16 protein-coding genes are annotated in these 16,188 nt (G+C 56.4%); 7 read left to right on the top strand and 9 right to left on the bottom strand.

Annotation, left to right across the window (positions count from 1 at the left end; all coding sequences use genetic code 11):
* Nucleotides 1–3 precede the first annotated feature (3 nt).
* Together MX657_RS00160 and MX657_RS00155 are read right to left on the bottom strand one after the other, a co-directional pair.
* The gene (locus MX657_RS00160; protein ID WP_333017634.1) at nucleotides 4–483 is read right to left on the bottom strand and encodes an Hcp family type VI secretion system effector; all 480 of its coding nucleotides are present in this window, start codon (nucleotides 481–483) and stop codon (nucleotides 4–6) included.
* A 195-nt stretch (nucleotides 484–678) separates the two neighbouring features.
* Nucleotides 679–1,392, bottom strand: a complete 714-nt coding sequence (locus MX657_RS00155; protein ID WP_346806881.1) for a hypothetical protein — start codon at nucleotides 1,390–1,392, stop codon at nucleotides 679–681.
* 701 nt (nucleotides 1,393–2,093) lie between these two features.
* Between MX657_RS00155 and tisB the strand changes: the two genes are divergently transcribed.
* From tisB to emrD, 4 genes are all read left to right on the top strand, one after another.
* A complete protein-coding gene (tisB, locus tag MX657_RS00150; RefSeq protein WP_045260836.1) occupies nucleotides 2,094–2,183 on the top strand; it encodes a type I toxin-antitoxin system toxin TisB in 90 nt (29 codons plus the stop codon).
* 64 nt (nucleotides 2,184–2,247) lie between these two features.
* Nucleotides 2,248–2,694: a GNAT family N-acetyltransferase gene (locus MX657_RS00145; protein ID WP_346806879.1), complete on the top strand. Its 447-nt coding sequence runs from the start codon at nucleotides 2,248–2,250 to the stop codon at nucleotides 2,692–2,694.
* Nucleotides 2,695–2,756: 62 nt separating this feature from the next.
* Nucleotides 2,757–3,590: an EamA family transporter gene (locus tag MX657_RS00140; RefSeq protein WP_119916740.1), complete on the top strand. Its 834-nt coding sequence runs from the start codon at nucleotides 2,757–2,759 to the stop codon at nucleotides 3,588–3,590.
* A gap of 175 nt (nucleotides 3,591–3,765) precedes the next feature.
* Nucleotides 3,766–4,950 carry a multidrug efflux MFS transporter EmrD gene (emrD, locus tag MX657_RS00135; RefSeq protein WP_119916794.1) on the top strand — a complete coding sequence of 395 codons (1,185 nt, stop codon included), beginning with the start codon at nucleotides 3,766–3,768 and terminating at the stop codon, nucleotides 4,948–4,950.
* On the opposite strand, the gene MX657_RS00130 is transcribed toward emrD, so the two are convergent.
* Together MX657_RS00130 and dsdC are read right to left on the bottom strand one after the other, a co-directional pair.
* Entirely contained in the window at nucleotides 4,853–5,941 is a 1,089-nt protein-coding gene (locus MX657_RS00130; protein WP_346806877.1) for a glycoside hydrolase family 5 protein, read from the bottom strand. The two genes, emrD and MX657_RS00130, sit on opposite strands and share 98 nt — an antisense overlap.
* An 84-nt stretch (nucleotides 5,942–6,025) precedes the next feature.
* Nucleotides 6,026–6,952 (bottom strand): DNA-binding transcriptional regulator DsdC, encoded by a 927-nt coding sequence (dsdC, locus tag MX657_RS00125; RefSeq protein WP_218729046.1) that lies wholly within the window; start codon nucleotides 6,950–6,952, stop codon nucleotides 6,026–6,028.
* A 204-nt stretch (nucleotides 6,953–7,156) separates the two neighbouring features.
* On the opposite strand from dsdC, the gene dsdX reads away from it, so the two are divergent.
* Nucleotides 7,157–8,494, top strand: coding sequence for a D-serine transporter DsdX (gene dsdX / locus MX657_RS00120; protein ID WP_080329769.1), 1,338 nt, complete (start codon nucleotides 7,157–7,159; stop codon nucleotides 8,492–8,494).
* A gap of 17 nt (nucleotides 8,495–8,511) precedes the next feature.
* Nucleotides 8,512–9,798, top strand: a complete 1,287-nt coding sequence (gene dsdA / locus MX657_RS00115; RefSeq protein WP_346806875.1) for a D-serine ammonia-lyase — start codon at nucleotides 8,512–8,514, stop codon at nucleotides 9,796–9,798.
* Between the two features lie 34 nt (nucleotides 9,799–9,832).
* Here the strand turns inward: dsdA and MX657_RS00110 are convergent, their stop codons facing one another.
* From MX657_RS00110 to MX657_RS00095, 4 genes are all read right to left on the bottom strand, one after another.
* The gene (locus tag MX657_RS00110) at nucleotides 9,833–10,180 is read right to left on the bottom strand and encodes a DUF202 domain-containing protein (protein WP_080329767.1); all 348 of its coding nucleotides are present in this window, start codon (nucleotides 10,178–10,180) and stop codon (nucleotides 9,833–9,835) included.
* Nucleotides 10,170–10,517 carry a YidH family protein gene (locus MX657_RS00105; RefSeq protein ID WP_023309821.1) on the bottom strand — a complete coding sequence of 116 codons (348 nt, stop codon included), beginning with the start codon at nucleotides 10,515–10,517 and terminating at the stop codon, nucleotides 10,170–10,172. The genes MX657_RS00110 and MX657_RS00105 overlap by 11 nt, the downstream gene beginning before the upstream one ends.
* Nucleotides 10,518–10,609: 92 nt before the next feature.
* Nucleotides 10,610–11,932 (bottom strand): 6-phospho-alpha-glucosidase, encoded by a 1,323-nt coding sequence (locus MX657_RS00100; protein WP_080329766.1) that lies wholly within the window; start codon nucleotides 11,930–11,932, stop codon nucleotides 10,610–10,612.
* Nucleotides 11,929–13,551 carry an alpha-glucoside-specific PTS transporter subunit IIBC gene (locus MX657_RS00095; RefSeq protein ID WP_265195256.1) on the bottom strand — a complete coding sequence of 541 codons (1,623 nt, stop codon included), beginning with the start codon at nucleotides 13,549–13,551 and terminating at the stop codon, nucleotides 11,929–11,931. Before MX657_RS00095 ends, MX657_RS00100 begins: the two co-directional genes overlap by 4 nt.
* Nucleotides 13,552–13,772: 221 nt before the next feature.
* On the opposite strand from MX657_RS00095, the gene MX657_RS00090 reads away from it, so the two are divergent.
* Complete coding sequence (locus MX657_RS00090; protein WP_119916727.1) at nucleotides 13,773–14,519, top strand: GntR family transcriptional regulator; 747 nt, start codon at nucleotides 13,773–13,775, stop codon at nucleotides 14,517–14,519.
* Here MX657_RS00090 and MX657_RS00085 read toward each other — a convergent pair.
* Complete coding sequence (locus MX657_RS00085; RefSeq protein WP_218727938.1) at nucleotides 14,487–16,148, bottom strand: putative transporter; 1,662 nt, start codon at nucleotides 16,146–16,148, stop codon at nucleotides 14,487–14,489. The two genes, MX657_RS00090 and MX657_RS00085, sit on opposite strands and share 33 nt — an antisense overlap.
* Nucleotides 16,149–16,188: the final 40 nt, after the last annotated feature.

Below are 16,188 nucleotides of genomic sequence, written 5' to 3'. Positions count from 1 at the left end.
GTTTCAGTACGTTGCTCGCTCATTCCAGGAGTCACTATAGATGACATTTCCATCGCAATGCTTCCAGGTGATTTTCTCGTAGCGTATGAGAACCGTTTCAAGGTGTGTTCCGGTGTTAGCGCCGGGATAAAGGTCTGGTGTGATTGAGGTTATTTTCACATTTTCCAGAAGGATATTAAAATATTCCTGTTCTAAACCCGCCTCATTAATCTGATACATCTTAATAATGGCTGACTGGAGCGTCCTTCCCGTACTCAGCGCGCGAAAGAGAAGTGGTGTTACACGATCAAATTCTTTCTGGAACATGATGGGCATGTGTATACGCGTGCCCGTCAGTTTCCCGGTGTTCCCGTTGACTGGGATATTGACATTATGAGTGAACGATTTAAGTTCAATTGCACCCTCGCGCCCTGACACAAGGCAAGGACCAACCATGGGAGAACCATTTTCATCTGTTAAAAACAAATAAGCTGGGTTTGACATAAAAAATCCTTTTTAAAAATCTAATCGTACTTATCAAAGCGGCCAAAAATCATAGGATGAACAATAATAAATACAATAAGAGAAATGAATGTTAGTAATACCCAGTGGTCAGGCACCAACCACAGAAACAAAGAGGCGCACGCAAAAATATAAACGGGAAATAAAATATCTGTAAACAGAATTGATAACAAACTCTTAAACATGCTCATTACTCTTTAAGTCGTTATAAATTGCATCGAAATCCTTATAGAATCCCATCTGGACTTTCTTAATGAGTTCAGACAGGAATGGCTCAAAAAAGTAGTAAAGCATCTCCAGTTGTGCAGCATAGAGGGTGGCGTAATACTTAGGATCCAATGTTTTAAGGCGACGCGCGGCAAGAGCGCACTTCTGTTCCGTTCCAATCAATTGAAGCGCCATGACAACGTTAGGTACGCGGCGTGCAAGCCGTTCGACGACGATTTCAGACAGCAGGCCTGATTCGGAAAGGGATTTGGCCAGCCCCCATGCTATTGCTATACGCGCGGCTTTGCTGGTCGGGATATTATTAACAAGCCCGGTTACTTTTGAATCCATCTCACGAACGCGATTTTGTTCATTTCCATTTTCAGAATCGGTAATAACACTTTCAAAATAAAGATAGAACATGTGGGCTATTACATCACGATAACGGTAAAGCGAGAGAATTGAGAGATACATTCTCTTTTCTTCTGAGAGAAGCTCATCACACACATCGTGATAGTTGGGGATTACGCATGATGAGTACCAACTTACACGTTCTATTCCTGAGTAAATATCAGAACCGATTCCCTTTAATGCTTTCCATGTCCCTGCAACGCCTTGCTGTCCATAAAGTGCTAACTGCCTGTCACCCTGGAACTTCATCTTTAAATAATCAGAAGCTTGCATAATGTATCCATACAGTATTTGCGACTCAAGAAATATACAATGAAAATCTCTGGAATTCAAATCAGTAAAATTATTTAAACCAAACATTCATATAAAAAATAAATTGGCTCACTTTTATTCATTACTATTATAGGCGAAACAATTTAATTACTTGAGGACCATTAGTGGTTATATTAGTTTATAAATTTAGTGGTGTTATCTTACAAAATGAGTCTAATACCTCTCCTAAGCTATCTTAACTAGTCCACATCGAAGCCAAACAGCAGAACCCTCGCTTATACAGCAGTTGTTTTTGGCAGGCCAGAAAACAAAAAACCCCGCCTAAGCGAGGTTTTTATCAGGGTTTTGCGGTTGGTTGCCGCAGAACACACTGTGTTACGTCAACGCAAAAAGTATACGCGATCGAACACGAACGCGCAATTCCGGCACGGATTTTGACGTTTTTGAGTATGGATCACCTTCCGATTTTTGTCCAAAAAATACTGTTCATACATACAGTATTTATCTATACTGAGGGTGTTCGCAGTGAGCGAGGGGGCCGCAGTTCTACCGGCGCAACGAAGTCCTGGCTGAAACGGGTGGTGCCGTCAGTGCCTTAACCCCTGAAGTGAGCACACTGTGTTACGTCAATCCAGGTGCTGGCAACAGGCGGCGGAAAGGTACGCCAGCATCGTGCTCCTTTTAACCAAAAGGAGACGCGTATGAGCGTAGTGGATATGGTGATACTTATCCTCAAACTCATTGTTGCAGTACTGCAACTGCTTGATGCTGTCCTGAAATACGTTCGGTAATTCAGGTTCAAGTCGCACCTGAGAGGGGCGGGCAACCGCCCCTCTTTAATAACGAGGGAATGCTATGTCGCGTCTGTTAATTGAGCCTGTCACACCGGATGAGCCGGGGTATATCGCCCTGAAGGCGGAAAGTATCGCATTGAATTTCAATATGCTGCGCAGGCTGGAAGAAAACTGGCTGCGGGGTGAAAACCGCTTTAACGCGCCGGGTGAAAAGCTGCTGGGCGCGTTTATCAACGGCAGGCTGGTGGGCGTGTGCGGCCTCAACCGCGATCCGTTCAGCCAGCAGCCGCGTGCCGGGCGCATTCGCCATCTCTATGTCAGCGAGAAGTGTCGCGGGCTGGGCATTGGCAAACAGCTTTTAACCGTGGTGATGGCCGATGCCAGCATCTGGTTTGATTTTCTCAATACCCACGCGCCGGACAGCGCATACGGATTTTACAATCGAGCCGGTTTTACGCTGGTCTCGGACGAACCGCGGGTGACGCACCGCCTTTTTTGTGCGGTGTAACCGGCTGGCGGCATCAGGATGTGAATGTTACAGTTGAGTGACAATTCATCACCCGATACGCCATGACCATCACCGTTTTCTGCATTTTGCTTTTCGCCGCACTGCTGCATGCCAGCTGGAACGCCATCGTTAAAGCCGGAACGGATAAGCTCTACTCTGCGATCGGCGTTAGCGGCTCAGCCGCGATTATTGCCCTGATTTTACTGCCCTTCTCACCACAACCTTCTGCGGCAAGCTGGCCGTTTTTGATCGTCTCCTGCGCCTTACAGGTGGTCTACACCGTGCTGGTGGCGAAGACCTATCAGGTCTCGGACATGAGCCAGACCTATCCGCTGATGCGCGGCACCGCCCCGCTGCTGGTGGCGACGATCAGCGTGCTGGCGCTCGGGGACCATCTCTCCTGGCTCGCCTGGTCCGGCATCGGGGTCATTTGCCTGTCGATTCTGGCGATGGCGATGAATGGCCGCATGCAGTCGCGCAAAGGGATCTGGCTCGCGCTTCTGAACGCCTGCTTTATTGCCGGGTATACGCTGGTGGATGGTACCGGCGTGCGGCTGTCGGACACCGCGCTGGGCTACACGCTCTGGACCTTCTTTATGAACGGCTTCTGCCTGCTAAGCTGGGCGATGGTGGCGCGTCGGCGCGAGGCGTCCAGCTACCTGCGTCTGCACTGGAAAAAGGGGCTGCTCGGCGGCGTGGGGACCATGGGATCTTATGGCCTGGCGCTGTGGGCAATGACGCAGGCACCGCTGGCGGTGGTCGCGGCGCTGCGTGAAACCTCGATTCTCTTTGGCGCGCTGATCGCGTTTGTCCTTTTAAAAGAAAAGGTTGCGGGCCTGCGCATCGCGGCGGCGCTGGGTATTGCCGGCGGTGCCATTCTGCTGCGTCTGGCGTAAATCACTGGCAACATTAGTTGCCGTTATTGTTTACAAATCCTGCCTTTCCCGGTTTTTTCATTCACCGCGACAATGCTTAAATTGCCATCTGTCTGTGGTAGATTCCTCGCGCATTTATGGGAATGCGTAGTCACTTATTCTTCATTTTTCTCTTTTGGCAAAAGTATTCAGCGACATGAAAAAACAAAGGAACGTTAACTTATTGTTGATGCTGGTGTTACTGGTGGCCGTCGGTCAGATGGCGCAAACCATCTACATTCCGGCTATCGCCGACATGGCAAAGGAATTGAACGTCCGCGAGGGTGCGGTGCAGAGCGTGATGGCAGCGTACCTGCTGACCTATGGCGTTTCGCAACTCTTCTACGGCCCGCTCTCCGACCGCGTCGGGCGTCGCCCGGTGATCCTGGTGGGCATGAGCATTTTCATGGTGGCGACGGTGATTGCCATTACCACCCATAGCCTGACCGTACTGATTGCCGCCAGCGCCCTGCAGGGCGTCGGGACCGGCGTCGGCGGAGTGATGGCGCGTACCTTACCGCGCGATATGTATCAGGGTACCCAGCTCCGTCATGCCAACAGCCTGTTGAATATGGGTATTCTGGTCAGCCCGCTTCTCGCTCCGCTGATTGGCGGCCTGCTGGACACAATGTGGTCCTGGCGCGCCTGCTACGCCTTCCTGCTGGTGCTCTGCGTCATTGTCACCTTCAGCATGGCGCGCTGGATGCCGGAAACCCGCCCAAAAGACGCGCCGCGCACGAAACTTATTGCCAGCTACAAAACGCTGTTCGGTAACGGGGCGTTTACCTGCTACCTGCTGATGCTGATCGGCGGTCTGGCGGGCATTGCGGTGTTCGAAGCCTGTTCCGGCGTGCTGCTGGGCGCGGGGCTGGGCCTGAGCAGCATGGTGGTGAGCATTCTGTTTATTCTGCCGATCCCGGCGGCATTCTTCGGCGCATGGTTTGCCGGACGCCCGAACAAGCGTTTCTCCACGCTGATGTGGCAGTCGGTGATCAGCTGTCTGCTGGCGGGTCTGATGATGTGGATCCCGGGGCTGTTTGACGTGATGTCGGTCTGGACGTTGCTCATCCCGGCGGCATTGTTCTTCTTCGGCGCAGGAATGCTGTTCCCGCTCGCCACCAGCGGCGCGATGGAGCCGTTCCCGTTCCTCGCTGGCACGGCGGGCGCGCTGGTGGGCGGTTTGCAGAACATCGGCTCCGGCGCGCTGGCCTGGCTATCGGCCATGATGCCGCAGACCGGGCAGGCTAGTTTGGGCCTTCTGATGACGCTGATGGGGCTGCTGATTTTACTGTGCTGGCTGCCGCTGGCGTCGCGCGTCCCGCATCACGAGCAGCCGGTTTAACCGCATGATGGCCCGGCTTCTCGCCGGGCTTTTCACAGACGGGCGCAATCATCGCCTGCAATAACGGCTCTGGCGCTGGCCGCCAGGCTCCCTCTTCCCCGTCGTAAAACTGGAAGTCCGCGTTCAACGCGTACGGAATTTTCGCCTTTTGCAGCTCGCAGGCCATAAAGGTGGCGAAGGCCATTTGCGACGCGGTTGGCGTGAGGTGGTTTGACTCCCCCACGCCCCAGCCCCCGACCCAGCTAACGTGCCCGGTTTTTTGCTGCCAGCGCAGCGCGGTATTGATGCGGTTACGGATAGCCGCCTTCTCCGCCGCCGTGCCGGACGTCCACGGGTATTTACCGCTATTTTTCAGCGGCCCCCACGGGAAAATATGCCACTCCGCCAGCAGGTAGTTTTGACTGTGCGCGGGCAGCTTCAGGCTGGATAAATCCTCCGGCGCGGCGCGCAGGCGTGGCGCGATAAAGATCATGCGCTGCGGATCTATGTCGTGGATCGCTTTAATGGTTTTTTCATACACGCGGTTTAGCGACGCCAGGTTATGGTTGAGCTTGTCGGCCGGCTCATAGATGAGGTCAAAACCCAGCAGCGGATAGCTCTGACCAAAATAGTGCGCCACGGCAATCCACCAGTTGATTGTCTCTTTCTCGTTATCGGCTTTCGGGTCGTTTTTATATTCATCGGCCTGATAAGCGATAATCGGGATCACGCCATACTGCTCGCAGGCTTCCACCAGCTTGCGCAGGTGGATCAGCCGCGCTTCCGTCGGCTCGTCGGCCACGCGGATGCGCACGTGGGTAATACCTTTTGCACGAAAATCGCGTACCACCAGCGGGTCGAATTCGCGTATGCCGCGCTCGGTACGCGCCCAGTCCACATCCATCCCAACGCCCAGCTGCTGCGCATAATGGGCAGCCGTCAGCGGCGGCTCGGCGGCAATGGCCCAGCCGGAAGAGATCAGTAACGCGGTAGCAATAAGAGGCTTTAGCACGGTTTACCCTGGATAAATCGAAAGCATTACCTGTATTTAGCACGCTTTTTCACATTTGGTGTAGAGCGAAAGCGTAATAATTCTTCAACCCGCCAGCTCTCTCAGCCAGCCTATAAAGGCGTCTATTTTCGGCCACTGGCGGCCAGGAAGCGTTGAGATGTAATAGTGCTGATGGCACTTCAGTGTCTTTTCCCCAAACGGGGCGATCAGCTCGCCTCGTTCGAGCCGTTTCTGCACCAGCCGCTTTCTGCCCATCGCAACGCCCACGTGGTTGATGGCTGCAATAATCGCTAAATCGGAGCGATCGAAACCGATACCCGACGATGGCGGCATATTCACCGCAAAATGCTGCGCCCAGCTCAGCCACTCATCCGTACCGGAATCGTTGCTCCAGGCCTGACGGTCGTGCAGTAACGTGCAGTGGCTGAGGTTATGGGAGTTTTTCAGCAGTTCATGCTCGCGGGCATATTGCGATGAGCAGACGGGCAAAATTTCCTCGTCCATCAGGAAGTGATGAGAGAGGTGATTTGGCGGCGTATCGTCGAAATAGAGCGCCAGATCGACCCCCGTTCGCTGCATATTGACGTAATCATTGCCGGTCAGAATGGTAAGTGAAATCGACGGGTAGCGGCGGGTAAAGTCCCCCAGCATAGGCACCAGCCAGCACTGGGCGATCGACGGGCGGGAGTAAACCGTCAGCGTGCCGGAGAGCGCCTGGTTTTTGATGTCCAGGATCTCCTGATTCAGGGTATCGAGGGATGATTTTAGCGTCCAGTAAACGCGCTTTCCTTCCTGCGTCAGCTCGACTTTACGGTGCGAGCGAACAAACAGCTGAATACCCAGTTCCTCTTCGAGCAGGTTGATGCGGTGGCTCACCGCGCTGGGGCTGAGCGACAGCTCCTCCGCCGCCAGAGCGAAGGACTCATGCCGGGCGGCCACTTCAAAGGTGTACATTTTCGACAGCTGCCAGCCGTTTAAAAGCCGGTTTCTGGCTTCATTCACATCGGTCATCACAATTCTCACGCGTGGTTTCTGCGCTCAGCATACCGCTCAAGAGTGAATTTATGTGAACCTAATACGGATTAAGTGCACTTTTTAGAGCGCAGTCACTCAGTTGATCCAATCTGGCTCACCTGAACGCCAATTTTTATCGTTTGTCAGCTCACGCCGTTTTTTCGTCCAATACCCTCAGATGACATAAGGGTGAGGTGAAATATGGGATCGCCGGTCTGGGTTGTGATAACGCTGCTGGTCAGCATTGTGTTGATTGTTTTAACCATCGTTAAGCTGAAGTTTCACCCGTTCCTCGCGCTGCTGCTGGCGAGCTTTTTCGTCGGTGCGATGATGGGGATGAGCCCGCTGGATATGGTGAACGCCATCGAGAGCGGAATTGGCGGCACGCTGGGCTTCCTGGCGGCGGTGATTGGTCTTGGCACCATTCTCGGCAAAATGATGGAAGTCTCCGGCGCGGCCGAGCGCATTGGGATCGCACTGCAGCGCTGCCGCTGGCTGTCGGCGGACGTGATTATGGTTCTGGTAGGCCTTATCTGCGGCATTACGCTGTTCGTGGAAGTGGGCGTGGTACTGCTGATCCCGCTGGCGTTTTCCATCGCCAAAAAGACCAACACGTCGCTGCTCAAGCTGGCCATTCCGCTCTGTACCGCGCTGATGGCGGTGCACTGTGTGGTGCCGCCGCATCCGGCCGCGCTGTTTGTGACCAATAAATTAGGCGCAGACGTCGGTACGGTGATTGTCTATGGTTTGATGGTGGGCCTGATGGCGTCTCTGGTCGGTGGCCCGCTGTTCCTGAAGCTGCTCGGCAATCGTCTGCCGTTTAAACCGGTTCCGGCGGAATTTTCAGACCTGAAGGTGCGAGAAGAACACACCCTGCCGTCGCTGGGCGCCACGCTGTTCACGGTGCTCCTGCCGATTGCCCTGATGCTGGTGAAAACCATCGCCGAGCTGAATATGTCGAAAGAAGGCACGCTGTATACGCTGCTGGAGTTTATCGGCAACCCGATCACCGCCATGTTTATCGCCGTGTTTGTCGCCTACTACCTGCTGGGGATCCGCCAGCATATGGGCATGGGCACGATGCTGACGCACACCGAGCACGGCTTCGGCTCTATCGCCAACATTTTGCTGATTATCGGCGCGGGCGGCGCGTTTAACGCCATCCTGAAAACCAGCGGGCTGGCGGACTCGCTGGCGCATATTCTCTCGAACCTGCACATGCACCCTATCCTGCTCGCCTGGCTGGTGGCGCTGGTGCTGCATGCCGCCGTCGGCTCCGCGACGGTGGCGATGATGGGCGCGACGGCGATAGTCGCGCCGATGCTGCCGCTCTATCCGAACGTAAGCCCGGAGATCATCACCATTGCCATCGGTTCTGGCGCCATTGGCTGCACGATCGTGACCGATTCCCTGTTCTGGCTGGTGAAGCAATACTGCGGCGCGACCCTGAATGAGACCTTCAAATACTATACGACGGCGACGTTTATCGCCTCGGTGCTTGCACTTGGCGGCACATTCCTGCTTTCTTTCATTATCTGAGCGCGAAGAGACGTATTATGGAAAACGCAACTATCACCACTTTAACCGCACAGTTTCCTCTGGTTGAGGATCTGATTGCCCTGAAAGAAACCACCTGGCTTAACCCGCGAACCACCACGCTGGCAGAGGGGTTGCCCTACGTCGGGCTGACCAAAGCCGACGTTGACGACGCCCACGCGCGCCTGAACCGCTTCGCGCCGTATCTGGCGAAAGCCTTCCCGGAAACGGCGGCAACGGGCGGAATTATTGAATCTGAACTGGTCGCCATTCCGGCAATGCAGGCGCGACTGGAGAAAGAATCTGAAAAATCCATTCCCGGCACGCTGCTGCTGAAAAAAGACAGCCATTTGCCGATCTCCGGCTCGATCAAAGCGCGCGGCGGCATCTACGAGGTGCTGACCCACGCGGAGAAACTGGCGCAGGAAGCCGGGTTGCTGAGCATCGACGACGACTACAGCATTCTGCTGGAGCCGCGCTTTAAGGACTTCTTCAGCCAGTACAGCATTGCGGTGGGCTCAACCGGCAACCTCGGGATGTCCATCGGCATTATGAGCGCCCGCATCGGCTTTAAGGTGACAGTACATATGTCCGCCGACGCCCGCGAGTGGAAGAAGGCCAAACTGCGCAGCCACGGCGTCATCGTCGTGGAATATGAACAGGATTATGGCGTGGCGGTGGAGCAGGGACGCAAAGCGGCGGAAAGCGATCCGAACTGCTTCTTCATCGACGATGAAAACTCCCGCACCCTGTTCCTGGGCTATGCCGTTGCAGGCGAGCGCCTGAAGGCGCAGTTTGCTGAACAGAGCCGCGTGGTGGATGCCGATCATCCGTTGTACGTCTACCTGCCGTGCGGCGTCGGTGGGGGTCCAGGCGGGGTGGCGTTTGGCCTGAAGCTGGCCTTTGGCGACAACGTTCACTGCTTCTTCGCGGAGCCAACGCACTCGCCGTGCATGCTGCTGGGCGTTTACACCGGCCTGCACGATGAGATTGCCGTGCAGGATCTGGGCATTGATAACGTGACGGCGGCGGACGGTCTGGCTGTCGGGCGCGCGTCCGGCTTCGTGGGCCGCGCGATGGAGCGCCTGCTCGACGGGTTCTATACCCTTTCCGATCAAAGCATGTACGACATGCTCGGCTGGCTGGCGCAGGAGGAAGGCATTCGGCTGGAACCGTCGGCGCTGGCGGGGATGGCCGGGCCGCTGCGTGTTCAGGCTGATGCCAACGTCACCCATCTGGTGTGGGCGACCGGCGGCGGCATGGTGCCGGAAGACGAGATGGCGAAGTATTTAGCAAAAAGCCGTTAACCGTAGGCCCGGTAAGGCGCAGCCGCCACCGGGCTTATAAGCTCACAATTTGCTGAATGTGGGTTACGGCAAACAGCAGTGACAGCGACAGCACGGCCAGCGCAATCAGGAATTTATCCCGCACCGCTTTAGGCTGTACAAAATCGTTCTGCGCCACGTCCATCAGGTTACGACTGCGGGTATAGCGCCATAAAATGATGGCCACCAGCGCCAGCACAACAATAGAAATCCAGAATGGCACCCCGGTGCGGTGCCAGTTGTGCTTAATCGCCAGAGCAATCAGCGCGCCATACCCCAGCAGCGTGCGCAGCCAGGCGAGCGACGTCCGCTCCGGCTGCAGGCCGGGGTCCGCTTCGCGCCGCGCTTTGCGGCTATCCGCCATAGAACACCAGCACCATTACCACGCCCGCCACCGTCAGCAGAATCGTGCTGATAATCAGCAGCCCGCGCGTATAGGGCAGATCCTGCTTCAGACGCATCGCCTTCTCATTGCGCAGCCAGCGCAGATAGCCGTAAATCGCCAGCACGCCCGCGAACAGGCACAGCAGCAGCGCCAGCACCTCGCGGATCAGCGGCGTGGCGAAATCAGGCGCGAGCTGGTCGAGGCCGACGCCGGCGGCAAGAAAGCCCAGCGCGGTGCGGATCCACGCTAAAAACGTGCGTTCATTAGCCAGAGAGAAGCGGTAGTCCGGCGCTTCGCCGAGGCGGGAAATTTTCATGAAGGTTCCTTGTCGTGCTACGGGCAGGCTTCAGCATAGCGTAAAACGACAAGGACAAGGAGACCGGCATCGGGCGATGCCGGTCAGGACGATTAGTGCAGCTCTGGCCAGTACTCTTTGTTGGCCTCGATCAGGTCATCCAGAATCGCTTTCGCGACGGAGGCGCTCGGTACGGTTTTCGACAGGGTGATCGCCTGCCAGAGCTTCTGGTACGAGCGCTGCTCCCAGGCGTCCACCACCAGTTTTTCCACCGCCACCTGCTGGCTCATCAACCCTTTCTGGAAGTGTGGAATATCGCCTACGGTCAGCGGTTCCGGTCCGTTATGGCCGACCAGGCACGGAATTTCCACCATCGCGTCGGCGTCAAAGTTATGGATGGCTCCGTTGTTTGGCACTATCAGCAGCATCCGCTCCTGGGTGTTGAAGGCAATCGCGGTTGCCAGATCGACGATGTACGACGCATGTTCGTCGATTTCCAGCTCACCGGCGGCGGAGTTACCGGCTTCGATAATCGCCCGGCAGGCGCTGAACACGTGCTTCTCACGGTGATCCATCACCTCATTGGCGCGGGTGCGTTCCGGGTTGGAATGCGCGACCACGTAGTCCGGGAACAGATAGTACTTCAGGTAGGTGTTCGGCATGGTGTCCGGATCCAGCGCCTGCACGTCTTTGGCTTTGGCAAAGGTATCGTTCCAGCTCGCTTCGGTATGCGCGTCTTCTGAAGGCGGGACATAGCCGTTTTTCGCCACGTATTCGCGCAGCTTCGGCATCAGATCGTTGCCGTTCAGATCTTCAATCGACGTCCACCAGCCGAAGTGGTTCAGACCGTAGTAGCGCACGCGCATCTCTTTGCGGTCCTTCAGGCCGACAATCTGCGCCATGCGCCCTTCAATGCCGATCGGCATATCGCAGATGTTGAGGATTTTAGCGTTCGGACGCAGGCGGCGCGTGGCTTCCGCGACAATCGCCGCCGGGTTGGAGTAGTTCAGCATCCACGCGTTCGGGGAGTACTGCTCCATATAATCCACCAGCTCCAGCACGCCGCCGATAGAGCGCATGCCGTAGGAAATCCCGCCCGGTCCGCAGGTTTCCTGGCCCAGTACGCCGTGGCGCAGCGGGATTTTTTCATCTTTTTCACGCATCGGGTATTTGCCCACGCGGATGTGCGCCATTACGAAATCCACATCGGTAAACGCCGCTTTAGGGTCGGTGGTGTAGCTGAATTCAATCTCCGGAGCCTGCTCCTTAAGGATGATTCTGCACGCTTCGGCGATGGTCTCCTGACGTGCGCCGTCGTTGTCATAGAACTTCAGGGCGCGCAGCGGGAAGCGGTCACGGTTGGCTAACAGCATCAGGACGATACCAGGCGTAAAGGTGCTGCCGCCGCCTGCAATGACAACTGAGAATTTTTTCATGATATAGCCTCTGTCAGGGTGGTGTGTTCATTCGTTAAAGGGGTTTTCATCAGCGATTCAAGCTGGTCGCGCACCTGAGGAACGTGCAGGCCGACAATCACCTGAATACCGTTGCCGCGTCGCACCACGCCATGGGCGCCGAGGGCTTTGAAGACGTCATCGCTTTGGGTTTTCGCCATATCCACCAGCGCAATTCGCAGGCGGGTGGCGCAGTTGTTGATGCTTTCGATATTTGCTGCGCCGCCGAGCGCCTGCAGGAATCCGGCGGCCTGCCCGACCTGCTGGCTGGCCGCTGCCGGGGCGGTGGTTTGCCCGCGTGCCGCCTTATAGTCGGCCTTGCTGTAGAGTTTGATTTCGCTCTCTTCCCGGCCCGGCGTTTTCAGGTTCAGACGTTCGATTAGCGTTTTGAAGACCACGAAGTAGATACCGGTGAAGCAGACGCCGATGCCAATCTGGGTGAATACCGTCGAGGCGTGGTTATGGAACATCGGGATCCAGTTTTGCGGCAGGAACTGGTCTAGCAGGCCGCCGCCCATGTTCCCGACCACGCCGAAGGCGTACATCACCGTCGCCATGGTGGCCGCCAGCACGGCGTGAACGGCAAACAGCAGCGGCGAGATAAACAGGAAGGTGAACTCAAGCGGTTCGGTAATGCCCACCAGCACGGCGGTGAGCGTGGCCGGAACCAGCAGGCCCGCCACCTTGACGCGGTTTTCTGGCGACGCGGTGTACCAGATAGCGAAGGCAATCCCGACCGAGCCAAACACTTTTGAGTTGCCGTGCAGCGCGAATCCGCCTTCCGGGAAGAGGGTTTTCAGCGGCAGGGTGCTCTGGCTGAACTCCTGGAGGTGCTGCGCCCAGTAGACCTGAATCCCGCCCTCCACCGCCGCCGGGCCGAAGATGAACGGACCGTAGACGAAGTGGTGCAATCCGGTTGGGATCAGAATGCGTTCCAGGAAGGTATACACCCACACGCCCAGCGCCCCGGCAGAGCGCAGGAACGCCTGCAGGGACTCAATGCCCATCTGCACTTTCGGCCAGCCCAGCAGCGTCAGCCAGGCGCAGGGGATCATGACGAAGAACGCGAGGATAACGACAAACGAGCTGCCCTGGAAAATCCCCAGAAACACCGGCAGCGGCTTGTCGAAATAGCGGTTGTGGATGGCGGTGACGATGCCTGAGATCACAATGGCACCGATGATGCTGGTATCGAGCGTTTTGATCCCGGCAATCATCGCCAGGCCGCTACCCGCCGTCGGTTCGGCGGAGAAGTCGACGCCAAAGAAGTGGCCCCAGGTCATCCCCATCGCGTTAATGAAGTAGTTCCAGGTCAGGAAGCTAATCAGCACCGCCAGACAGGCGCGGCCCTGCGCCTGCTTCGCCAGGCCAATCGGCAGGCCAACGGCAAAAATCAGCGGCATATTGCGAAACACCGCCCAGCCGCCCTCTTCAATGATGTGAACAATCTGCGCGAAAAGATGATCGGGGGCGGTTAAGGCTTCGCCGACAAACAGCGGATTGCGAAGCATGATGGCGATTCCCACCACGATCCCGGCGAATGGAAACAGCAAAACCGGGGTAAACATGGCGCCGCCAAAACGTTGTATTTGACTGAGCATTTTTAAATCCTCACGTAACAACCTGTAGGGGTAGAGGCCTTTATGGTTTTGTGCTGGCCTGAGGTGAGCATAAGAATTAACTGATGCGCGAACATGGCGTGCCGCTGCGATTCGTGATCGCATTCATGGTTTTATTTTGACCAATCAGGTCTACTTTTCGCTGTAAATATGGACATGTCAGGACGCATTCCACGCCCTGATAAGGGCAGAGAGGTCTACTGGTGATCTACAAATCCATTGCCGACCGATTACGGCTACGGCTGAATTCGTCGGACTACAACATCGGCAGCCCGTTACCCGGCGAAAAAGCGCTGGCGCAGGAGTTTGGCGTGGCGCGCATGACCATCCGCAAGGCGCTGGATCTGCTGGTGAGCTGGGGGCTGGTTGAGCGCCGACACGGTAGCGGAACGTTTGTCTCGCGCAAAGACGTTCACCACGAAACCACTAACCTGACCGGGCTGGTGGAGGTGCTGCGTCAGCAGGGGAAAGAGGTGCAGAGCAAGGTGCTGCAGTTCGAAGTGATGCCCGCCCCGCCCGCCATCGCCAGCCAGCTGCGGATCCAGGTGGATGAGCGGATCTACTTTTCACGGCGGGTGCGCTACGTGGACGGAAAGCCGCTGATGCTGGAGGACAGCTTTATGCCGGTGAAGCTGTTCCGCAATCTGTCGCTGGCGCATCTTGAGGGGTCTAAGTTTGATTACATCGAGAAGGAGTGCGGGATCACCATCAGCGGCAACTATGAGAGCCTGACGCCGGTGCTGGCAGATAAACAGCTGGCCGGTTATATGAACCTGCCGGAACAGACGCCGCTGCTGCGAATTACCTCTCTTTCCTACAGCGACAGCGGCGAGTTTCTCAATTATTCCGTGATGTTCCGAAATACCAGCGATTACCAGGTGGACTACCATCTGCGGCGCATCCACCCGGAAGACCTGTTAGCCCATCCCCCAGAACAGCACGGCCAGTAGCTGCGGGGTGATGATGCGCAGGAACATCACCAGCGGATAGACGGTGGCATAGGAGAGCGCGGCCGCGCCGCTGGTGGCGTGCAGGTTGTTGGCAAAGGCAAGCGCTGGCGGATCGGTCATAGAGCCCGCCAGCATGCCGCACAGCGTCAGGTAGTTCATTTTGGCGAACATTCGCGCCAGGATTGCCACCGTCAGCAGCGGGATCGCGGTGATAAAGATGCCATAGCCGACCCAGCTCATCCCTTCGCCCTTGACCAGGGTATCGACAAAATCCCCACCGGACTTCAGCCCGACAACCGCCAGGAACAGCACAATGCCCAGCTCGCGCAGCGCCAGGTTGGCGCTCGGCGGCATAAACCAGTAGAGCTTCCCGATACAGCCGATACGTCCGAGGATCAGCGCCATAATTAGCGGCCCGCCTGCCAGGCCGAGCTTGAGCGCCACCGGGAAGCCCGGTACATATAGCGGAATCGAGCCGAGCAGCACGCCGAGCCCGATGCCGATAAACACTGGCAGCATCTGCACCTGCTGCAGTTTTTGCTGGGCGTTACCCACCATATCCGCCACGGCGTCGATGGACGACGGGCGCCCAACCAGGTTGAGGATATCCCCGAACTGCAGGCTGGCCTCCGGGCTGGCGACCAGTTCGACACCTGCACGGTTAAGGCGGGAGATCACCACGTCGTAGCGCTCTTTCACCTGCAGATCGCGTATTTTCTTGCCCAGAACATGCTCGTTGGTCACCACAACACGCTCAACACGCATGTCGGTGCCGCGGGTTGAAAGCGAGGTATCCACTTCCTGACCAATTACCAGCCGCGCGTTGTTCAAATCCCCCGGCTGGCCGACCAGGTGCAGCAAGTCACCTTGCCGAATCATCGTGCCGGGCGCAGGCACCATCAGCACGTCGTCGCGCTTAAGGCGGGAGCAGATGATATTGGCGCTGTTGAGGATCGGCACGTCCTGAATCGCCATGTTGTTCAGGTTGGGGTTATCGACGCGAATGTTGATGGTTTTGATCGGCATATGGCCGTTGGTGAGCGTGGTTTCGTGGTCCTTCGCCTCTTTGTCGACGTTAACGCGAAACAGGACGCGTACCAGCCACATGGAGAGCAGAATGCCGCAAATCCCAAACGGATAGGCCATGGCGTAGCTCATCCCCATCTGGTCGACAATGCCGGGTTCAATGCCCAGATCGCGCAGGATTTGCTGCCCCGCACCGAGCGCTGGCGTGTTGGTGACTGCGCCGGAGAAAATGCCCAGCACCACGGGCAGCGGGATAGCAAAGATTTTGTGCAGGATCGCGGTGACTAGCCCGCCCATCACCACAATGCCGAGAGCAAACAGATTGAGCCGTAGCCCGGAGACGCGCAGGGATGCGAAAAAGCCCGGCCCTACCTGAATCCCGATGGTATAGACGAAGAGGATCAGGCCGAACTCCTGAATAAAGTGGAGCATATCGGCGCTGAGAACCAGTCCGAGCGTGTCGGCAAAGTGCCCGACAAAAATGCCGCCAAACAACACCCCGCCAATCCCAAACCCGACGCCACGGATTTTGATATTGCCTATCCACAGGCCCACAACCGCGACCAGGGCCAACACGCTTACGGTTAACGCGATATCACTCATGATCCACATCCTGTGTATAACCTTAGTTATGCTAAGGATT

This window comes from Enterobacter chuandaensis (genome assembly GCF_039718975.1).
GTDB classification, from domain to species: Bacteria; Pseudomonadota; Gammaproteobacteria; order Enterobacterales; family Enterobacteriaceae; genus Enterobacter; species Enterobacter chuandaensis.
Note: the sequence above shows the minus strand (reverse complement) of the source record. Positions and strands in the feature narration are given on the sequence as shown.